Raw genomic sequence first — 19611 nt, 5'->3', positions numbered from 1 at the left:
TCAAATTTCTGCGACGCACAGCGAAAAAGTGAGTTAAAAAACTGTAAGAAACGAGGCATCAAAGGCAAAAGTCATCTTGCTATAATAAGGTTAGCAATGGAATAATGTTGCGGTTTTCCGTGTTGATACTTGTTAGAACAAGGAATTTTGCGGAATTACCAGTTTTGCCTGAATGTTCATCCACGCAGCAATGGCGTAAGACGTATTGTACTTTCAGGCAGTTAGCGGGCTGCGGGTTGCAGCCTGACCGGTAAAATGGAATCAACTCTTAAGAAATTTTCTAAGGTTATTCCCACGATAATTGCGCTGTATTTCCGTATGAAATACAGGCTACCGACACTTTGCGCCTCTCAGCAAGCGACAACCGTGAGGTTGGCGACTTAATGCGTTTAGTCACGAGGCCATCGGTTCACTCCCGGTCAGCGTCACCATGCCCGTAGCTCTGTCACCAATGTAAGAATAATGAGTAAGTTACGATGAAAAGAATGCTAATAAACGCGACTCAGCAAGAAGAGTTGCGTGTCGCCCTTGTAGATGGGCAGCGCCTGTACGATCTGGATATTGAAAGTCCTGGACACGAACAGAAAAAAGCCAACATCTATAAAGGTAAAATCACCCGTATTGAACCAAGTCTGGAAGCGGCATTTGTAGATTACGGCGCGGAACGTCATGGTTTCCTTCCTTTAAAAGAAATTGCCCGCGAATATTTCCCGTCTAATTATTCATCACATGGTCGTCCAAACATCAAAGATGTTCTGCGCGAAGGCCAGGAAGTGATCGTCCAGATTGATAAAGAAGAACGTGGTAATAAAGGCGCAGCCTTAACCACCTTTATTAGCCTGGCAGGTAGTTATTTGGTACTGATGCCTAACAACCCACGTGCTGGTGGTATTTCCCGCCGCATTGAAGGTGACGATCGTACCGAACTGAAAGAAGCACTGTCTTCTCTTGAACTGCCAGATGGCATGGGTCTGATTGTACGTACAGCTGGCGTGGGCAAATCCGCCGAAGCACTGCAATGGGACTTAAGTTTCCGTCTGAAGCATTGGGAAGCCATTCAAAAAGCGGCAGAAAATCGCCCGGCTCCATTCCTTATCCATCAGGAAAGTAACGTTATCGTCCGTGCTTTCCGTGATTATCTGCGTCAGGATATCGGTGAAATTCTTATCGATAACCCGAAAGTGCTCGAACTGGCTCGCCAGCATATCGGCGCGTTGGGTCGTCCTGATTTCAGCAGCAAAATTAAGCTCTACACCGGTGAAATCCCGCTGTTTAGCCACTATCAAATTGAATCGCAGATTGAATCTGCTTTCCAGCGTGAAGTTCGCCTGCCTTCCGGCGGCTCGATTGTTATCGACTCCACCGAAGCATTAACCGCCATCGACATCAACTCCGCGCGCGCAACTCGCGGCGGCGATATCGAAGAAACGGCGTTCAATACCAACCTTGAAGCTGCTGATGAAATCGCGCGCCAACTGCGCTTGCGTGACCTCGGTGGCCTGATTGTTATCGACTTCATCGACATGACGCCTGTGCGCCACCAGCGCGCGGTAGAAAACCGTCTGCGTGAAGCGGTACGCCAGGACCGTGCTCGTATCCAGATTAGCCATATTTCACGCTTTGGCTTGCTGGAAATGTCACGTCAGCGTCTCTCCCCTTCTCTGGGCGAGTCCAGCCACCACGTCTGCCCGCGCTGTAGCGGAACAGGTACGGTGCGTGACAACGAATCCATGGCTCTCTCCATTCTGCGTCTGATTGAAGAAGAAGCGCTGAAAGAGAACACCCAGGAAGTTCACGCGATTGTTCCGGTGCCAATTGCTTCCTACCTGCTGAACGAAAAACGTGATGCGGTGAGCGCGATTGAAACCCGTCAGGGTGGTGTGAAAGCTATCATCGTTCCTAACGATCAGATGGAAACTCCACACTATTCCGTATTGCGCGTACGTAAAGGCGAAGAAAGCAAAACTTTGAGCTACATGCTGCCGAAGCGGTATGAAGAAGAGATGGCTGTGCCGTCTGAAGAAGAGTACGCAGAGCGTAAACGCCCTGAGCAACCTGCACTGGCAACCTTCGTGATGCCTGAAGTGCCGCCAGCTCCGCCTGAGTCAGCTCCCGCGGCAACTGCGGTGCAAACTCCAGTGACTAAACCAGTAGCTGCGAAAGTAGCAACAACAGAGCAGCCTGGCTTGCTTAGCCGCTTCTTCGGTGCGTTGAAAAACCTGTTCGCAGGTGAACCAACTACTGAAAGCAAAGAAGTTCAGGAAGCAAAACCTGCTGAGACTGAAGGTCAACGTCAAAATCAGGATCGCCGTAATAACCGTCGCCAGAATAACCGTCGTGATCGTAACGACCGTGGCGATCGTAATAACCGCGATCGTGATAATCGTGGCGAAGGCCGTGGAGAAAATCGCAGCGAAAATCGTGACAACCGCGAGCCGCGTGAAAACCGCGACCGCGACGATAACCGCCGTAATCGCCGTCAGGGTCAGCAGCAAAATACTGAAGTGCGTGAAAACCGCCCAGCAGTTGCTGAAGAAATTGAGAAGCCAAAAGCACGCGACGAGCAGCAACCACGTCGTGAACGCAACCGTCGTCGTAGCGATGACAAGCGTCAGGCGCAGCAAGAAGTTAAAGTTCTACAACGTGATGAAACTGTAGAAGTTGAAGTCGAGACTGAGCAGGAAGAACGCGTCCAGGTTATGCCTCGTCGTAAACAGCGTCAGCTGAGCCAGAAAGTTCGCTTCGAATCAGCTCAAGATTCTGCTGTTGAAATTGTGGCAACGCCTGAAATCGCTGAAACAGTTGCAGCACCAGCTACCCACACTGAACTGGCAACTATTCCGTTACCAGCCGTTATCGAGAAGCCAGTTGTTGAGCAAGAAGACAACAACGATTCACGTAACGACTCTAACGGTATGCCGCGCCGTTCTCGCCGCTCTCCACGTCATTTACGTGTTAGTGGTCAGCGTCGTCGTCGCTATCGTGATGAGCGTTACCCAGCACAGTCGCCAATGCCGTTGACCGTAGCATGTGCTTCTCCTGAACTGGCCTCTGGTAAAGCCTGGATTAGCTATCCGGTTGCCCGTTCGCAAGAAGAGTCGCAGTACGACAACGTTGACCGTACCCCGGTCTTCGTCTCTCACGAGCAAGAAGTTCCAGAAGTGATTGTTTCACAACCAGTTGTTGAGACTGCACATGTTGAAACGACACATCCGGAAGTGATTGCAACGCCAGTTAGCGAGCAACCACACCTGATTGCTTCTGAAGATGACGTTGTCGCTGAACAAGTGATTGACGAAGTTGCACCTGCACAAGATGAAGTAATTGTAGAAACTCATCCGCAGCAGGCCGCTGAAGTGGCTCAGGAAGCGCCGGTTATTGTTGCAGAAACTGTGCCAGTGGCTCCGGTTGAAGAAACAAAACCAGTCGAAGTGGTTGAAGTGCAAACTTCTGTTACTCAAGAAGCAGCTGTTGCAGAAACTGCCGCTGAAACTGTGCCAGAAGTGAAAGCAGCCCCTGCAGAAGTAGCCGTAGTTGCTCACGCCGTTAAGCATGCGACGGCACCGATGACTCGTGCTCCAGCACCGGAATATGCGCCAGAATCACCACGTCAAAGTGATTGGGTACGCCCAACTTATGACTTTAGTGGTCGCGGTTCTGCCGGTGGTAGCAGTGCAACTCATCAGGCAGCAGCACCAGCAACACGCCCGCAAAGCACTGACTAATCGCTAAGCGTTGCTAAAAAGCCGACCAGGACTCTGGTCGGCTTTTTTATTTCTGCGTGTGCTGTCATGTAGCAACCCGGATCCTACCTACAAAAGCAATTTGTCTATTCATAGGGAAATTGCCAGCGCCCCCCCTTACCCTCTATTTTTAGGCAAAAAAAAAGCCCACTCTGGGGTGCAGAAGCGGGCATATAAAGCGTGCCCAGTTTCATGGCACACCCAAAATGTTAAAGCTTATTTGTTTAGCTGGAACAAGGACATCCCTTGCATATCGCTGAAAGCTTTATAAGAGGCCTGAAGAGCTGCCTGCTGCATCACATAAGAAGAAATAGCCGAGTTCCAGTCCACATCAACCAAATCACTCATTTGCTGAGCCTGGCCTAATGCGCGGTCACTACCTAGCTCATCAAGCTTATCCAGCTCGTTCAGCTGCGTACCGAGTTCAGCACGTACAGTCAGCACGTTATTGAGGGAGTTTCTCAACCCACGGTTGGTTTTATCAATAGCCGCGCCCAAGTCAGCTTTCTGAGTGTCATCCAGACCTTCTGTTGGAGTTCTCAGCGTCGCAATAGCTGAGTCAAGCATATTGAAAAGACTCTTCTCAGACGTACCAGTACCCGGTTCAGGCACCGCATTACTGGTCAGTGACTCGAAAATCTCTGAGCCCAGATGCCCTACGGTCATGGTGCGAGATGCGTCTACAGACTGAGTTACCGATGTACTACCACCGGTATAAGTGATGCTGTTGGCCCCACCGCTAAACGGTGCCGAATCCGTTTTATAACCCGCAAAAATATAGCGCCCGTTGCCGTCCGTACTGTTGGCAAGGTTCAATATCTGATTGCGAATACCTTCCAGATCGGTCGCCAGTGATGCACGGTCGTCATCGCTTAACGTACCGTTACCGGCGTTAACGATTCTTTCTTGTGCTGACTGGATAGCTGTTGTCACCTGCCCTAACACGTTTTCTTCCAGCGAAATTTTTTGAGTTGCAAAGGTACGCGCCAACGCATACTGGCTGTTTTGTGCCTGAGCCTGAGACAGCACTACGGCCTGCGATGCAGCAATCGGATCGTCAGAAGGTTTAGTAACTCGCTTACCGGTCGACATCTGCTCGCCATAACGCAACCACTCACTTTGCGAGTTAGTTATGCCGCGCATGTTCTGTTGGTACATCATTGCGGTACTGATACGCATACGCCAGATTCCTTAATTAACGAATGGACAGTAACGCATCAAACAGAGTTGATGCCGTCTGTAGTACCTGGGCATTGGCCAGGTAATATTGTTGGAAACGCTGCAAGTTACCGTACTCTTCGTCGAGATTGACGCCAGAGATAGACTGCTGTTGGTTACTCAACTGCGTGACCACGTTGTTTTGTGTGGTGCTGGTGACTTTCAGCGTGCTGGTTTTGTTGCCAACATCGCTTACAAGGCTCGCATACGCATCGTTAAACGATTTGTTACCGTTAACGATTTTGCCACTTTGCAAATCCAGCATTGCCTGGGCATTACGGTTGTCGCTTGCGCCACCGCTGGTATTGCCAGTGCCACCATTAGGGTCACCCGCCAGGGCCAGCATACTTTCGTCGGTAATCAGCACGCCCATGTTCACAACAGCGTCAGAAACAGGTTTAACTATGAAGCTGTCATTTTCGCTCGGCGCCGTACCGCTAATATCAAGTTTCAGACCATCAAAGCTCATGCTTTTGCCATCAGTGGAGAGCGTGGCTTTGAATTGCTTATTATCCGCCAGGCGCGTGACTTGCCAGTCCTTGCCGTCATAGACCACTTTGTAGTCGCTGGCCTGCACTTCCGAGCTGTTCGTCATGCTTACTTTAAGCGAGGTATCTTTAGCGACATTGTTGGCATTCCCCCAGGCTGTCGGCCCACCGATTGAAAAGAACTTGCCGCCAGCATCACCATTGGCATCAACCCCTTTGCCATGTTGTTGATTTATCGCATCGGCAAATGTCAGAGCCAGTTGCCCCAGGCGGTTGCGAGCGCTATCAAGGTCTTGAGAACGGAAGGTCAACACGCCGCCCAGCGTGCCGCTGCTCAATTGGTTTTCCGGGATTTCCTTAGTGCCGGAAACTGGGTCAACATACGCAACAGTAGTGCGTGAAGGGTCAGCACTGGAAGGGACTGCCGCCAGTTTATTGGCTTTATCACCCTGCACCAGGGACAAACCATTCGCGATGGAGACGTTATAAGTACCGCCATCCTGAACACTGACTTCAACACCGACAATCTGGTTTAACTCGCTAACCAGTTGGTCGCGCTGATCTAGCAGATCGTTCGGTGCTGCACCTGCGCCCACACCCGTCAGACGCGAAATCTGGTTATTCAGATTGGCAATCTGGCTGGCGTAATTGTTGATTTGCTCCACGCTGCTCTGGATGCTGGTATTCACCTGCTTATCCTGGTCGCGTAGATACTGATCGGTCACCTTAAACTGGTTTACCAGACCGTTGGCATTGCCAAGCAGAGCCTGGCGTGCCGCCGGGTCTTCGGAGTTACTAACCAGAGTCTGCAAGCCGCTAAAGAAGCTCTGCATGGTTGTAGCGAGGGTATTTGTAGTGCCAGACAGAATATTGTCAATTTTAGACATTTGCTGGTACTGAGTATTCAGACCACTGCTTTGCGTTTGTGCCGCACGCAGTTGATTAGTGATGAACGCATCATATTCACGTTGCACACCGCTGACTTGCACGCCATTACCAATCCAGCCACCTGCGCCAAACGTACTTTGCGACTGCGACAACACGGTAGTCTGGCGGGTATAGCCTGTGACGTTATAGTTAGAAATGTTGTTACTGACAGTATTCAGTGCCGCCTGGGCAGCACCCAGGCCACTCATGGCACTGTTAATCAGGCTACTGGACATGAAATTTCCTTAGCGCGTTAATCACGATTCCTGTTGGTAAGTATCGGCAGCGTCTGGCAACACTTGAGGTGTTAGCTCTAAATAATTCGAGTTGCAGGAAGGCGGCAAGGGAGCAAATCCCCAGGAGCTTACATAAAGTAAGTGACTGGGGTTTGTGAGTGCAGCCAACGCACCTGCGGCTCGAAGTATGATGAGCTTCAGAACAAATTGGATAAGTCATTGCTATACGCTTTTGCGACCTTCTCCCCCATCGCCTTCATCTGCTGAATCATGCCCGTCAGCTTACGGGCATAGTTCGGGTCGGTGGCGTAACCGGCATTTTGCAATGCCTGTGCACCCTGTTCTGCGGTATTGGCGTTAGTGACTGCGGCGTATCGCGGGTTGCGCGTCAGCAAACCGACGTAATCAGAAAGAGCTTCGAGGTAAGAGCTATAGACACGGAATTTCGCTTTCACCTTTTTCGCTTCACCATTTTCATACTCGGTAGTGGTGATTTCCGTCGTCGGGCCTTTCCAACTTCCCGACGCCTTCACGCCAAACAAGTTAAAACTCGGCTCACCTTTCTCAGTAAGAATCTGCCGCTGGCCCCACCCTGACTCCAGCGCAGCCTGCGCCAGAATCAAGTGATGCGGAATACCGCTCTGTTCACTGGCAAGCCTTGCTGGTAACGAAAGCTGCGCCAGGAAGTCTTTGCTGTCACCCGTCAGCGGCTCTTCGTTAGAAGGCGCTTTCGGAATGGCCTGGCGCACCATTTGCGTTAACGCCTGGTTCTGGAAACTGGTCACAGTTTGCAGATCAAACTTCATCGGCACTTTGCCAGCATCTTCCGATGGGTCGGCATTGCCGCCCATTTGCTCCACCATCATATCGGCCAGCCCAAGCCCTTTAGAACTGAGCTGTTGTGCGATTTGCTGGTCATAGATGCTGGTGTACATGCGCGTCTGCTCGCTGCTAAACAAGCCATCTTTTGGCAGCGCCTCACGCATGCTTTTCAGCATCATCTGCACGAACATCCCTTCCACCTGGCGAGCAACCGATTTCATGTTACCTTTTGGATCTTGCCCGGTTTTCGCTTTTAGCTCGTTAAGAGAGTTAGCATCCCATGCAGCATTCGCCAGTGACTGGGTATCGTTAAGCATCAGATGATTTCCACTTTGGCACGCAGACATCCGGCGGTTTGCATCGATTGCAGAATCGACATCAATTCCATGGGTGAAGCACCCAGCGTATTCAGTGCACGAACCACATTATTCAGATTGGCACTGGCGTTAACCCGTTGCAGCGCACCGCCGTTCTGACGCAGATCGATTTGGGTTTGCGGCGTCACCACTGTTTGGCCGCCACCAAATGGCGTATCCGGCTGGCTTACCTGTGCTGAACGGTTAACCGTTACAGACAAGTTACCCTGCGCCACAGCACAAGTGTCAAGTGTCACTTCCTGGTTCATCACCACCGAGCCGGTACGTGAGTTGATAATCACTTTCGCGTCCTGCGCAGGCATGTTGACTTCAAGGTTCTGAATATCAGCCAACAAACGCACTTGCGAACTGTTACCGCTTGGTACACGAATCTGAATAGTGCGCGCATCTAAAGCTGAAGCACTGCCAAAACCACGTGAGCGGTTGATGGTGTCAGTTATCTGCTGCGCAAGAGTGAAATCATCGTTGTTAAGTTGCAGGCTAATCATATTCCCGGTGCCAAAAGTGCCCGGCAACTCACGTTCGATAACCGCACCGTTTGTGATACGACCGCCGTTAAGCTGGTTAACCTGAACGCTGCTGCCGCCCGCTGAAGCCCCGGCACCGCCTACCAGAATGTTACCCTGCGCGAGCGCATAAACCTGGTTATCAACACCTTTCATCGGCGTCATCAGCAAGGTGCCACCACGCAGGCTTTTGGCGTTACCCATGGATGAAACCACCACATCAATATTCTGCCCGGATCGTGCAAATGCTGGGTATTTTGCCGTCACCATTACCGCTGCGACGTTTTTAAGCTGCATGTTAGTGCCCGCCGGAACGGTGATCCCCAACTGCGAAAGCATGTTGTTAAGTGTCTGGGTAGTGAACGGTGTTTGTGTGGTTTGGTCGCCTGTGCCATCGAGCCCAACCACCAGACCGTAACCAATCAGGGAGTTTTCACGCACGCCCTGAACCGTTGTCAGGTCGCGGATACGGTCGGCTTGCGCAAAGGTTGCCACCAGAATCAGCAATCCGAATAAATATTTGGTCATGAGTTTCCTCGCTTACATCGGCGATAAATTAAGGAAGAAGCGTTGCAACCAACCCATATTCTGCGCTTCGTTGATATAGCCGTTACCGACATATTCGATGCGTGCATCCGCCACTTGCGTAGACGGCACGGTATTGGAGCCGCTAATAGTGCGAGGATTCACCACGCCGGAGAAACGAATAAATTCGGTGCCCTGGTTAATGGCTATCTGTTTTTCACCCACGACGTGCAGGTTGCCGTTTGCCAGTACCTGATCCACCGTCACGGTTAAGGTTCCACTAAAGGTATTACTGGCGTTTGCCCCACCTTTACCGTTGAAACTGTTGCCGCCAGAGGCATCCACTGACGCGCGATCGTTGCCGAATAGCCCCTCGAGATAACGAGGCGTTACGTCAAAGCCAAAGTTTGTTTTGCCATCACGGCTGGCATTAGCCGACGAGCTTTTGCTGGCACTGACATTTTCCTGGAGCTGAATAGTCAAGGTATCGCCGACATTCCTTGGACGGCGGTCTTCGAACAAAGGTTGATACCCATAGTTCACCGGTTGCGCCGTCTGGAAAATTGAACCATTGACGATAGGCGCAGGGCCTGGCACTGGCTGGGCCGTTGTCGCCCCTTCCACCAGCGGTTTAGTTGGTATCAGCGCGCAGCCCGTTGAGGCGAGCACCAGACACATCACGATAGGACGGAGAACCATTGGGTTTTGCATTGCTTTCATCTTCAGGTCATTCAGATAAAGACAGCCGGTGCAAAACTGCACACCGGCAAACGCCTTACAGTTGCGTCAGTTTTTGCAGCATCTGATCGGTGGTAGAAACGGCTTTACTGTTGATTTCGTAAGCGCGCTGAACCTGGATCATATTCACCAGCTCTTCTGCCACGTTCACGTTAGAGGTTTCAACATACCCCTGGTACAAAAGCCCCGCGCCGTTAAGCCCCGGAGTACTTTCATTAGGCGTTCCGGAGGACTGGGTTTCGGCATAGAGGTTTTCACCCAGGCTTTCCAGACCCGTGTCGTTCATAAAGGTGGTCAAGTTAAGCTGGCCTACCTGCACGGGTTGCGCCTGACCCTGCTGAGTCACACTCACGATGCCGTCACGTCCAACGGTAATCGTCAGGGCGTTAGCAGGAATGGTGATTGCTGGCTGAACCTGGAAACCACCCGCCGTCACCAGTTGGCCGTTTTGATCAACCTGGAATGAACCATCGCGCGTGTAGGCACTGGTTCCATCCGGCAGTTGTACCTGGAAGAAACCCTGACCTTTGATAGCCACATCTTTACTGTTGTTAGTCTGAGAAAGGTTACCCTGGCTATGCAGACGCTCAGTGGCGACCGGACGCACACCCGTACCAATCTGCAAACCTGAAGGCAACGTGGTTTGCTCAGAAGATTGCGCACCAGGCTGGCGAATAGTCTGGTAAAGAAGATCTTCAAACACAGCACGCTGACGCTTAAAACCGTTGGTGGAGACGTTTGCCAGGTTGTTGGCAATCACATCCATGTTGGTTTGCTGGGCATCAAGACCGGTTTTGGCGATCCATAAAGAACTGATCATTTTGAATTCCTGTTAGTTTCGCGGCTGATTATCACGTCATCGACAGCAGTTGGTTGGCCCGTTGCTCGTTTTCATCCACGCTCGAAATAATCTTCATCTGCATTTCAAAACGACGGGCGTTGGAAATCATGTCCGCCATGGCTTCAACCGGTTTAACGTTACTGCCTTCCAGTACGCCAGGCATCAAAGAGATGCTGGCATCGGCTTGTAAAGTCGCACCGCGCGTGGCTTGGGCAGCCGGGCTCAAACGGAAAAATCCATCATCGCCACGTACAACTTCTGTACCGGTAGCTTTCACCAGTTTCAGGCGGCCAATCGGTGCTACCGTATTAGGCTGGTCACCCGCGTTAAGTGCAGAAATGGTGCCATCAGCCGCGATAGTTAGCTGTGCGCCTTGAGGAACAGCAATCGGGCCACCTTCCCCCATCACCGGTTGCCCGCCGATGGTCAGTTGCCCGGCAGGACTCACCTGCATATTGCCGTTACGGGTATAAGCTTCTGTACCATCAGCACTTTGTACCGCCAGCCAACCATCTTGTTGCAGGGCAACATCCAGCGGGCGTTGAGTGTAATCAAGCTGACCTTGGGACATATCAGCGCCAGGCGTTGACGCGGTCACCAGCGTACGCGTTGGCAAAGAAAGCCCTTCCACCGGAACTGCGCGCAAAGCAGTTAGCTGTGCACGAAAGCCGGGAGTTGAAGCATTCGCCAGGTTGCTGGCCGTCACCGCTTGTTGATTCAGCGTCTGACTGGCCGCGCCCATGGCGGTATAAATTGCGTGATCCATTAAGCTTTCCCGTCAGTGCTTAGCGCAGGTTAACCAGGGTGTTAAGTATCTGGTCCTGGGTTTTGATGGTCTGCGCGTTAGACTGGTAGTTGCGCTGTGCGACAATCATATTGACCAGTTCTTTACTCAGATCGACGTTTGAGGCTTCCAGCGCACCGTTAGTCAGCGTACCGAAGTTACCTGAGCCTGCCGTACCCAACAGCGCAACACCTGAAGCATTGGTCGCCGCCCAGACGTTGTTACCCTCAGAGGACAAGCCTTCCGGGTTGGCAAAGTTGGACAACACAATCTGCCCGAGCAATTGGTTTTGTTCGTTGGAGTAGTTACCGACTACGGTTCCATCTTCATTGATCTGATAGCTCACCAAATCGCCTGGCTTGTAGCCATTCTGGTTCGCGGCAACGATGTTGTTGGAGCCGGTGTTTTGCTGCATGGAGTTGAGGAAGCTGAGATTGAATGTCGCAGGCGTTGCACCATTAATAGCCTCAGTCTTAAAATCGCTAGCGGTACCTTTGGTTAAGACACCACTACTACTGAACTCCAGAGATGTCCCTTTTTGAATCGGGCTCCCCGCAACGCTGCTGTCCTGGGTATAAACATCCCAGGTATTTGCCGTAGAAGACTTCACAAAGAAGACGTTCATATCATGGGAGTTACCCTGGCTGTCATAGACAGTGATTGAGCCTTTTTTGTTGTAACTCTCTGAATCTGCTGGATCAAACTTCGCGTTGGCGGGCACCTTATCAGTAGAGTTCAGGTTAATCTGCATTGAGGCCGTGGTAGTGATTTTCGCCGCCATCAAAGTATTCGGAATTGAAAGCCCTACCGGGTTTGCCCCTTCCTGAATCGTTGGCGGTGTGCCGGTTGCCGGATAACCCGTCAGTTGCATACCCTGCATGTTCACCAGGTTGCGGTTTTGATCCAGTTTGAACTGACCGTTGCGGCTGTAATAGACCGAACCGTTAGTGTCCACCATACGGAAGAAACCATTCTGGCTAATCGCCACATCCAGGCCACGCCCGGTGTTGGTCGTAGTACCGTCGCCAAAGTCCTGCGTGATGCCTGCGACTTTAACGCCCAGACCCACTTTAGAACCTGCAAACATGTCAGCGAAAGATACGCTGCCGGACTTAAAGCCATAGGTGGCGGAGTTGGCAATGTTGTTACCAATTACGTCCAGGTTGGTGGCGGCGGCATTCAGGCCGCTGACCGCTTGAGAAAAGGCCATGTCTTACTCCTGCAAAGGGTTATAGGCTTAAATAATCTGCCTGATGTCGTCGAGAGTGGAGGTGCCGTAAGTACCGAGGTCGAGCAAGGTCTTGCCATTACTGAGTGTCACACCGTTGACCATCGCAAAATTGAGCGGCTGAGCAACCAGCTGTGTCCCACCATTGGTGGCATTGATAGCGACGTTATAAGCACCGTCTGGCGCCGTCGAACCGTCCGTCATCGTCCCATCCCAGGTAAAGGTATGAACGCCTGCGCTTAGACCACCAATATCGAGCGTGCGTACCACTTTGCCGGTGTTATCGGTGATCGTTGCGGTAACTTTATCGGCGGCTTGTTGCAGCTCCACACCAAACGGCGTGGTCGCCTCTTTGCCTGCCAGAATTTTAGAACCAGGGATCATCACGCCATGACCAATCAGGGCGCTTGCCTGAACTGACTGGTTATTGTTTAACTGGCCTGACACTGAACCGAGCGTGGTGTTGAGTTTTTCAATACCGCTCACGGTACTGATTTGCGCAAGCTGCGTAGTCAGTTCGTTATTTTGCAGAGGGTTGGTCGGGTCCTGGTTTTTGAGCTGCGCAACCAGCAGGGTCAGGAAACTACTTTGAAGATCGGCAGCATTGTTCCCGGTAATGCTGCTATTTCCCGATAAAGTATTAACACCACTGGTCGTGGTGTCGTTCATATTAACGGCTATGCCCATCAGTCACTCCTTTACTGACCAAGAGTCAGGGTTTTCAACATCATGCTTTTCACCGTGTTGAGTACTTCCACATTTGCCTGGTAGCTACGGGAGGCAGACATGCTGTTGACCATCTCACCTACCACATCAACGTTTGGCATCCGCACGTAACCTTTAGCGTCAGCGAGCGGGTTACCCGGCTGAAAGACCAGCTTGTCCGGAGCCTGGCTCTCTTCAACACCCGTCACTTTCACACCACCGGTTTCAGCACCCGGTGCTGCATCCACCTGGAAAATAACTTGCCTGGCACGGTACGGTTGACCATCCGGGCCAGTGACGCTGTCGGCGTTAGCCAGGTTACTCGCCGCCACGTTCATACGCTTGGACTGCGCGGCCATCGCTGAACCGGCAATATCAAAAATATTCAGTAAAGCCATCTATTAGCCACCCTGTTGCAGCACAGACATCATGCCCTTGATTTGGCCGCCGAGAACTGTCAGGTCTGACTGGTATTTCAGGCTGTTATCGGCAAATTGTGTACGTTCGCGGTCCATGTCGACGGTGTTACCATCCATAGATGGTTGGTCAGGAATGCGGTAGAGGAGATCAAGCTGTGGGACAGTTTGAGTTTGTGCCGGAATATGGCGCGAAGAGGTAAGAGCAAGCGAGACACCGCTGCCTTCAACACGTCCTCTGTCCATCACTTTTTTCATTTCACTGGCAAAATCAATATCGCGAGCCTGATAACCTGGGGTATCGGCATTAGCGATATTCCCTGCCAGAATTTCCTGACGCTGGGCGCGCAAATTTATCGCTTCTTGCTGAAATCGCAGCGCGGCATCCAGTTTGTCTAGCATGTTCCCTCCGCATAATTAGGATTTGTCCGACAGCTTAAAGCCCCTTACGCGTGCGTTATCGTTGGAATAGACACAAAATGCGTCGCTATTTGTCGCCTTGATCAATTCCGAGTGCGGTTAAAATCACTGCAACCTGAACAAGGAGAGACGTTATGAACGGTCTGAAAACCTGGAGCACGATTGCGCTTTTACTGGCATGCCCACCGGCATTTGCCAGTATTCTGGATGCACCTTTGAACCAGTTTTTTCAGCAACGTCTGGCGGGCATAAGCGATGAAGTATCGGTAAAAGTGAAAACTCCCGATGCACAATTACCCTCCTGCCCGCTTCCGGATTTTTCAATGCCGGGTAATGGCCGCCTGTGGGGAACTGTGAGCGTGTTAGCTCGATGTGGTGATACCAAACGATTTATTCAGGCAGAAGTGCAGGCTATTGGAAATTACGTCGTTGCAGCCCAGGCGCTACCACGTGGCAGTGTCATTAATGAAAGTCAGGTACAACTTAAACGCGGGAGATTGGATCAACTCCCTCCGCGTGCCATGTTGGATATCCGCCAGGCAAATGATGCTGTAACTCTGCGCGACATCGCACCAAATCAGCCAATTATGCTGTCGATGGTGCGTCAATCATGGCGAGTCAAAGCCGGGCAACGAGTCCAGGTGGTGGCTGCAGGTGAAGGTTTTAGTGTGAATAGCGAAGGTAAAGCACTGAACAATGCCTCTGTCGCACAGAATGCGCGGGTACGAATGGATTCTGGTCAGATTGTGAGCGGAACAGTCGACGTTGATGGGAATATTCTGATTAACTTGTAATATTCAACGGGTGATTAAGAAGGGTATAAAGGTTCTGCGGCGACTGCCGATAGTGTGTTAACAGATGATAGATATTGGCAGGCTCAAATGCTGCGAGCCACCTCGATGAGGATAGAATAATGAGCATTGATCGCACTTCTCCTTTGAAACCGGTAAGTACCGTACAACCACGTGAAACATCAGAAGCTCCAATTCAAAAGAGCCGTCTGGAAAAAAGTACCACGCCAAACAGCACCAACGTGACACTCAGTGACGCGCAGGCTAAGTTAATTCAGCCAGGCAGCGGTGATATTAATATGGAACGCGTTGAAGCACTCAAAACTGCGATCCGTAACGGTGAGCTTAAAATGGATACCGGCAAAATCGCCGATGCATTAATCCAGGAAGCTCTCAGCGATACCCAAAATAATTTAAGTGGCGGGAAGGCGACCAGGCCGTAAGTCCCCAGGAGCATAGATAACTATGTGACTGGGGCGCACGGGTGCAGTCAACGCACCAGCAGCTTGAAGTATGACGGGTATATATCGAGTAAATAATTGCATGAATCGTCTGTTAGAAGTGATGGATCAAATGACTGTGGTGCTCAACTCTCTTAAAGAGGTGATGGACGCCGAGCAGCAACAACTATCCGCAGGCCATGTGAATGGCAGTGCATTGCAGCGCATTACCGAAGATAAAAGCTCGTTACTTGCGACGCTGGATTATCTCGAACAGCTTCGCCGTGACGCACAGAAAGCCGAAAACACCAGCAGCACGGATATTAGCCAGCGTTGGCAGACGATTACGCAGAAAACGCAGCACTTACGTGATATCAACCAGCATAACGGTTGGCTATTAGAGGATCAGTTAGCGCGTAATGAACAAGCGCTGGCGGTACTCAAACCGCATCAGGAACCTAATCTTTATGGGGCTGATGGGCAGGCGACCACTGTCAGTCGTGGTGGGAAGAAAATAACGATTTAGTGCCAGAAAGAATAAGGGCGGTTTCAAAGCACCGCCCTGGTAACGCGTTAAAGACCCTTCAGAATCTTCATTGTTGCTTCAACATCAATTTCATCTTCAGAGAAGATCAACGTTGTTCCCTGGAAAGTGGTCACTGCCAGCTTTTTCAAGGTACGCATCTCACCCTGTTTCGGGTCAGCCTTCGGACGAATGCTATTCATCAATACGCCCACAGACAGCACCGCATTCTCTTTATCAATCTTGGTTTCGGCAGGCACTTCTTCGCTGTAAACCAGGAAGGATTTAATCGACGTGATTTTGATGCGCTCGCCTGCGATATAAATGTACTTGCTATCAGGTTCAACCTTCACAGCAAACGCCGACAGGCCTTTATTGTTGGTCGTTGGCTCGAAAGTGACTGATGCATCTTTCTTAATCAGTTCAGGGTTGGCGACCTTAATCACATGAAAATAACGATTGTCACCGTTTTCATCTTTGATAAAACCGAAACCTTTATCTTCAAACCAGGTTGTGATTGTCCCGTGCATCGCTATTACCGCCTAATTAATCGTTCAATAAGTCAAATTTTGCAGCGCGCAGTTTAATGCAGAATGCGCGTGCCGACTATGCCTTTGGCACGTGTCGGCACGATAAATTGCCATCACGCTACATTGTGCGTCGGGCAAAATCCTTCACTCTGAATCCCAGGACCGTAAGCGTTGCGAAATAAGCCGCGATACCTGCCACGACAACGGCCATTAAGCGCAGTAAACGGTACGGCATGGTGCCCAGATCCCAGGCAGGCATGATGTGCATCACGCCAAGCAGAACCGCCGCCATCACAATGACACCAGCAAACAGACGCCAGAGGAATGCGCTCCAACCCGGCTGAGGTTGGAAAATATCCTGTTTACGCAGTTGCCAGTATAGCAGGCTGGCATTCAGACACGCCCCCAGACCAATCGACAGCGACAGCCCGGCGTGCTTGAGCGGGCCAATAAATGCAAGGTTCATTACCTGGGTTAAAATCAGCGTCACGATGGCGATTTTAACCGGGGTTTTGATGTCCTGGCGCGAATAAAAACCAGGCGCCAACACCTTCACTACGATCAGCCCCATCAAGCCGACGGAATAAGCCACCAGCGCACGTTGCGTCATAGAGGCATCAAAAGCGGTGAACTTGCCGTACTGGAACAGTGAAACGGTGAGCGGCTTAGCCAGAATCCCCAATGCAACCGCACTTGGCAGCGCCAGCAGGAAACACAGACGTAAACCCCAGTCCATCAGGCGTGAATATTCATCGTGATTACCGCTGGCAAAACTTTTCGCCAGTGAAGGCAGCAAAATGGTACCCAGTGCCACACCAAGCACACCAGATGGGAATTCCATCAGACGGTCAGCGTAGTACATCCAGGACACAGAGCCGGATGCGAGGAACGAGGCGAAAATGGTGTTGATGATTAATGAGATCTGGCTGACGGAGACGCCAAGAATGGCAGGTCCCATCTGCTTAATCACCCGCATTGCACCTGCATCTTTCAAGTTCACACGCGGTAAAACCAGCATGCCAATCTTTTTAAGATGCGGTAACTGATACGCCAGTTGCAAAACACCACCAACGGTAACCGCCCACGCCAACGCCAGAATCGGCGGGTTAAAGTGCGGTGCGGCAAAGAGTGCAAAGCCAATCATGCTGAGGTTTAAGAAGGTTGGCGCGAACGCGGGGACCGAGAAGCGGTTCCAGGTATTCAGTATCGCCCCACACAGCGAGGCCAGAGAGATCAGGAAAATATACGGGAAAGTAATTCGTAGCAGGCTGGAGGTGAGCGCGAATTTATCGGCAGTATCCGCAAAGCCAGGTGCTGTGACCAGAATAACCCACGGTGCTGCAATCATCCCGATAACAGTAACAACCGCCAGTGCCAGCGTCAGCAGTCCGGAAACATAAGAGACAAACACGCGTGTTGCGTCTTCACCTTGCTTACTTTTGTATTCAGCAAGAATCGGGACGAACGCCTGCGAAAATGCACCTTCGGCGAAAATACGGCGCAAAAGGTTCGGTAATTTGAATGCCACAAAAAAGGCATCCGTCGCCATCCCTGCCCCAAAAACCCTTGCCACAATGGCGTCACGTGCAAATCCGAGCACGCGAGAAAACATCGTCATCGAGCTGACTGCTGCCAGCGATTTTAATAGATTCATTTATTATATGGTTCCACAAACATCAACGCCTGCAAGGCAGGCGTTGTTAAGGGCATTTCGATCAGGCGCTTAGTCTACCGATACCCAGCCGAATTACTACTATCAGATGTTACCGCATTATTCGCTCATGGCATCGCGCCACAGTTTCTCGACCACGCGCTGGGCCATCAATGCCTGCTCACCGGAGGTTTCAGGAACTGTCTGATTTGCCACACAATCAAGAAAATGACGCGCACATCCAGCGAAACCGCGTTGTTCGAGTGTGGTTTGCCAGCCCGGAATTGGACGATTCACCACGCCATTGCCGCACTCTTCACGCCATTCACGCATATCTGTAACATCGTACAAACCACCCTCTGTGACCGCCTGAACCCACTCACGTTGGCTACCCGCCCGGCGATGCATACTGGTGGTGATTTGTATGTTGCCCCGGGCAAAGTGATGCTCAGCAAAAAGCATCTGCCCCTGGTCGTTGGTCAACAGGGTCCCACTTTGCAATTGTGCTTCACCGCCAGACAGCCACAGTGCGGTATCAACCACATGCAGATAATCATCAAGCAAGGTAAAACGCAGATCGTTGGGCCCAACGCTGTCTGCTCGATGTTTATCCATCCGTACTGATGAACCATTCGCCAGTGTCGCTTTCAGATCCTGGTACAACGGTGAAAAACGGCGGTTAAAACCAACCATTAGCGTACGCTTTTGACGCTGTGCCATTTCCACTAAGCGTTCAGCATCGGCAAGGTTTTCAGCAAGCGGCTTATCCACACAAACATGGACACCTGCCTGCAATAACTCGCTCACTACCGCGTAATGGCTGCTGGTCGCACTGTGAACGAACACGGCATCACACTGTGCCGCAAGTTCAGCAATAGAAGGAATATAGGGGATACGCCAGGTGTCACAGACTTTCTGCGCTTTCGCCTGTGTTGGGGAAAATGCCCCCTGAAGCGTCCAGTCGCTGGAGGCCCCCAGAACGGGTAACCATGCTTTTTGTGCAATGCCACCTAAACCGACAACGCCTACGCGAAGTTTAGTCATCAATTAATCTCCGAGATGAGCGAGCAATGAATCCAGGCGTTGCTTAAGATCGGCAACTTCATTTTCGAGCTGTTCGACACGCGCCGTTAAATCACCAGCAGGTGTAACGCTGCTTTCTTGCGCTGTTACCTGGGACGCATCAACCTCTCCGCTGAAAAGATGCATATAGCGGCTTTCGCGTTTGCCTGGTTCGCGCGGTAAACGCACCACAAAAGGGCCGTCTTCGCGATTCGCGAGATGTTCAAGGGTCGCTTCTACCTGCGCCATATCGCTGAATTCAAACATTCTTCCGGAGCGGGTGCGCAATTCTCCTGGCGTTTGGGCGCCACGTAGCAGTAAGGCAGTGACCACCGCAACTTCTGCCGCAGAAAGTTTAAGGTCACCAAACTCTGAATTACAGAAACGTTGCTCATATTTCGTTACGCGATTGCCAAACCCGCTGACGGTGCGCAAAAAATGGCGTTTGACCAGAGTATCCAACGTTTCCTGAACATCATGCTCTTTCAGATCCATCACCGGCTCGCGGTTGGTCTTCTGGTTACATGCCGTCACCACACCGTTGACCGACATCGGATACTGTTCGGGAGTGGTCACCTGCTTTTCCATCAAGCTACCCACCACTCGCGCTTCAACCGCAGTTAACTGATATTTCATTTCT

Annotated in this window: 19 protein-coding genes; 4 read left to right on the top strand and 15 right to left on the bottom strand. The window is 51.3% G+C overall.

From position 1 onward, the window contains the following. Nucleotides 1-476: 476 nt before the first annotated feature. The gene (rne, locus tag LVQ76_RS10655; RefSeq protein WP_232921597.1) at nt 477-3725 is read left to right on the top strand and encodes a ribonuclease E; all 3249 of its coding nucleotides are present in this window, start codon (nt 477-479) and stop codon (nt 3723-3725) included. Between the two features lie 234 nt (nt 3726-3959). Here rne and flgL read toward each other — a convergent pair whose 3' ends face one another. The 11 genes from flgL to flgB form a co-directional block, all read right to left on the bottom strand. Beyond that, complete coding sequence (gene flgL / locus LVQ76_RS10650) at nt 3960-4922, bottom strand: flagellar hook-associated protein FlgL (protein ID WP_232903867.1); 963 nt, start codon at nt 4920-4922, stop codon at nt 3960-3962. A gap of 16 nt (nt 4923-4938) precedes the next feature. After that, nucleotides 4939-6612, bottom strand: coding sequence for a flagellar hook-associated protein FlgK (flgK, locus tag LVQ76_RS10645; RefSeq protein ID WP_232865541.1), 1674 nt, complete (start codon nt 6610-6612; stop codon nt 4939-4941). A 197-nt stretch (nt 6613-6809) separates the two neighbouring features. After that, nucleotides 6810-7751 carry a flagellar assembly peptidoglycan hydrolase FlgJ gene (gene flgJ / locus LVQ76_RS10640; RefSeq protein ID WP_064517893.1) on the bottom strand — a complete coding sequence of 314 codons (942 nt, stop codon included), beginning with the start codon at nt 7749-7751 and terminating at the stop codon, nt 6810-6812. Next, nucleotides 7751-8845 carry a flagellar basal body P-ring protein FlgI gene (locus LVQ76_RS10635; RefSeq protein ID WP_151992600.1) on the bottom strand — a complete coding sequence of 365 codons (1095 nt, stop codon included), beginning with the start codon at nt 8843-8845 and terminating at the stop codon, nt 7751-7753. The genes flgJ and LVQ76_RS10635 overlap by 1 nt, the downstream gene beginning before the upstream one ends. Before the next feature lie 12 nt (nt 8846-8857). Then, on the bottom strand, nt 8858-9553 hold the full coding sequence (flgH, locus tag LVQ76_RS10630) for a flagellar basal body L-ring protein FlgH (protein ID WP_151992923.1): 696 nt from the start codon (nt 9551-9553) through the stop codon (nt 8858-8860). 64 nt (nt 9554-9617) lie between these two features. Continuing rightward, complete coding sequence (gene flgG, locus LVQ76_RS10625) at nt 9618-10400, bottom strand: flagellar basal-body rod protein FlgG (protein ID WP_064517889.1); 783 nt, start codon at nt 10398-10400, stop codon at nt 9618-9620. Between the two features lie 31 nt (nt 10401-10431). After that, the gene (locus LVQ76_RS10620) at nt 10432-11187 is read right to left on the bottom strand and encodes a flagellar basal body rod protein FlgF (RefSeq protein ID WP_151992601.1); all 756 of its coding nucleotides are present in this window, start codon (nt 11185-11187) and stop codon (nt 10432-10434) included. Between the two features lie 19 nt (nt 11188-11206). After that, the gene (flgE, locus tag LVQ76_RS10615; RefSeq protein ID WP_232865542.1) at nt 11207-12415 is read right to left on the bottom strand and encodes a flagellar hook protein FlgE; all 1209 of its coding nucleotides are present in this window, start codon (nt 12413-12415) and stop codon (nt 11207-11209) included. A 27-nt stretch (nt 12416-12442) separates the two neighbouring features. Then, nucleotides 12443-13120, bottom strand: a complete 678-nt coding sequence (gene flgD / locus LVQ76_RS10610; protein WP_064517883.1) for a flagellar hook assembly protein FlgD — start codon at nt 13118-13120, stop codon at nt 12443-12445. A gap of 11 nt (nt 13121-13131) precedes the next feature. Beyond that, nucleotides 13132-13536: a flagellar basal body rod protein FlgC gene (flgC, locus tag LVQ76_RS10605; RefSeq protein ID WP_151992603.1), complete on the bottom strand. Its 405-nt coding sequence runs from the start codon at nt 13534-13536 to the stop codon at nt 13132-13134. Nucleotides 13537-13539: 3 nt separating this feature from the next. Continuing rightward, complete coding sequence (gene flgB / locus LVQ76_RS10600) at nt 13540-13956, bottom strand: flagellar basal body rod protein FlgB (RefSeq protein ID WP_064517881.1); 417 nt, start codon at nt 13954-13956, stop codon at nt 13540-13542. A gap of 152 nt (nt 13957-14108) precedes the next feature. On the opposite strand from flgB, the gene flgA reads away from it, so the two are divergent. The 3 genes from flgA to flgN all read left to right on the top strand — a co-directional run bounded on the left by flgA (nt 14109) and on the right by flgN (nt 15731). Then, a complete protein-coding gene (flgA, locus tag LVQ76_RS10595) occupies nt 14109-14768 on the top strand; it encodes a flagellar basal body P-ring formation chaperone FlgA (RefSeq protein ID WP_232921596.1) in 660 nt (219 codons plus the stop codon). Between the two features lie 119 nt (nt 14769-14887). Continuing rightward, nucleotides 14888-15208 carry a flagellar biosynthesis anti-sigma factor FlgM gene (gene flgM, locus LVQ76_RS10590; protein WP_151992605.1) on the top strand — a complete coding sequence of 107 codons (321 nt, stop codon included), beginning with the start codon at nt 14888-14890 and terminating at the stop codon, nt 15206-15208. A 100-nt stretch (nt 15209-15308) separates the two neighbouring features. After that, a complete protein-coding gene (gene flgN, locus LVQ76_RS10585; RefSeq protein ID WP_232865544.1) occupies nt 15309-15731 on the top strand; it encodes a flagella biosynthesis chaperone FlgN in 423 nt (140 codons plus the stop codon). 47 nt (nt 15732-15778) lie between these two features. Here flgN and LVQ76_RS10580 read toward each other — a convergent pair whose 3' ends face one another. The 4 genes from LVQ76_RS10580 to LVQ76_RS10565 all read right to left on the bottom strand — a co-directional run bounded on the left by LVQ76_RS10580 (nt 15779) and on the right by LVQ76_RS10565 (nt 19607). After that, complete coding sequence (locus LVQ76_RS10580) at nt 15779-16264, bottom strand: cold shock domain-containing protein (RefSeq protein ID WP_232865583.1); 486 nt, start codon at nt 16262-16264, stop codon at nt 15779-15781. Between the two features lie 112 nt (nt 16265-16376). After that, nucleotides 16377-17912: a murein biosynthesis integral membrane protein MurJ gene (gene murJ, locus LVQ76_RS10575; protein ID WP_232903871.1), complete on the bottom strand. Its 1536-nt coding sequence runs from the start codon at nt 17910-17912 to the stop codon at nt 16377-16379. 117 nt (nt 17913-18029) lie between these two features. Next, nucleotides 18030-18953, bottom strand: coding sequence for a Gfo/Idh/MocA family protein (locus tag LVQ76_RS10570; RefSeq protein WP_232921595.1), 924 nt, complete (start codon nt 18951-18953; stop codon nt 18030-18032). A 3-nt stretch (nt 18954-18956) separates the two neighbouring features. Then, nucleotides 18957-19607 carry a YceH family protein gene (locus LVQ76_RS10565; protein ID WP_232921594.1) on the bottom strand — a complete coding sequence of 217 codons (651 nt, stop codon included), beginning with the start codon at nt 19605-19607 and terminating at the stop codon, nt 18957-18959. Nucleotides 19608-19611 lie beyond the last annotated feature (4 nt).

Origin of the sequence: Buttiauxella cochleicola, assembly GCF_021283185.1 — a bacterium.
GTDB lineage: Bacteria > Pseudomonadota > Gammaproteobacteria > Enterobacterales > Enterobacteriaceae > Buttiauxella > Buttiauxella massiliensis.
This window is presented reverse-complemented; position numbering and strand designations above follow the sequence as displayed.

Excerpts from the sequence above, each read along its gene's own strand:
- flgK (WP_232865541.1), bottom strand. The coding sequence starts at position 6,612 with ATGTCCAGTAGCCTGATTAACAGTGCCATGAGTGGCCTGGGTGCTGCC.
- rne (WP_232921597.1), top strand. The coding sequence starts at position 477 with ATGAAAAGAATGCTAATAAACGCGACTCAGCAAGAAGAGTTGCGTGTC.
- flgN (WP_232865544.1), top strand. The coding sequence starts at position 15,309 with ATGAATCGTCTGTTAGAAGTGATGGATCAAATGACTGTGGTGCTCAAC.
- flgG (WP_064517889.1), bottom strand. The coding sequence starts at position 10,400 with ATGATCAGTTCTTTATGGATCGCCAAAACCGGTCTTGATGCCCAGCAA.
- flgE (WP_232865542.1), bottom strand. The coding sequence starts at position 12,415 with ATGGCCTTTTCTCAAGCGGTCAGCGGCCTGAATGCCGCCGCCACCAAC.
- flgM (WP_151992605.1), top strand. The coding sequence starts at position 14,888 with ATGAGCATTGATCGCACTTCTCCTTTGAAACCGGTAAGTACCGTACAA.
- flgB (WP_064517881.1), bottom strand. The coding sequence starts at position 13,956 with ATGCTAGACAAACTGGATGCCGCGCTGCGATTTCAGCAAGAAGCGATA.
- flgL (WP_232903867.1), bottom strand. The coding sequence starts at position 4,922 with ATGCGTATCAGTACCGCAATGATGTACCAACAGAACATGCGCGGCATA.
- flgH (WP_151992923.1), bottom strand. The coding sequence starts at position 9,553 with ATGCAAAACCCAATGGTTCTCCGTCCTATCGTGATGTGTCTGGTGCTC.
- flgC (WP_151992603.1), bottom strand. The coding sequence starts at position 13,536 with ATGGCTTTACTGAATATTTTTGATATTGCCGGTTCAGCGATGGCCGCG.
- flgD (WP_064517883.1), bottom strand. The coding sequence starts at position 13,120 with ATGGGCATAGCCGTTAATATGAACGACACCACGACCAGTGGTGTTAAT.
- LVQ76_RS10570 (WP_232921595.1), bottom strand. The coding sequence starts at position 18,953 with ATGACTAAACTTCGCGTAGGCGTTGTCGGTTTAGGTGGCATTGCACAA.
- LVQ76_RS10620 (WP_151992601.1), bottom strand. The coding sequence starts at position 11,187 with ATGGATCACGCAATTTATACCGCCATGGGCGCGGCCAGTCAGACGCTG.
- LVQ76_RS10635 (WP_151992600.1), bottom strand. The coding sequence starts at position 8,845 with ATGACCAAATATTTATTCGGATTGCTGATTCTGGTGGCAACCTTTGCG.
- flgA (WP_232921596.1), top strand. The coding sequence starts at position 14,109 with ATGAACGGTCTGAAAACCTGGAGCACGATTGCGCTTTTACTGGCATGC.
- flgJ (WP_064517893.1), bottom strand. The coding sequence starts at position 7,751 with ATGCTTAACGATACCCAGTCACTGGCGAATGCTGCATGGGATGCTAAC.
- murJ (WP_232903871.1), bottom strand. The coding sequence starts at position 17,912 with ATGAATCTATTAAAATCGCTGGCAGCAGTCAGCTCGATGACGATGTTT.
- LVQ76_RS10565 (WP_232921594.1), bottom strand. The coding sequence starts at position 19,607 with ATGAAATATCAGTTAACTGCGGTTGAAGCGCGAGTGGTGGGTAGCTTG.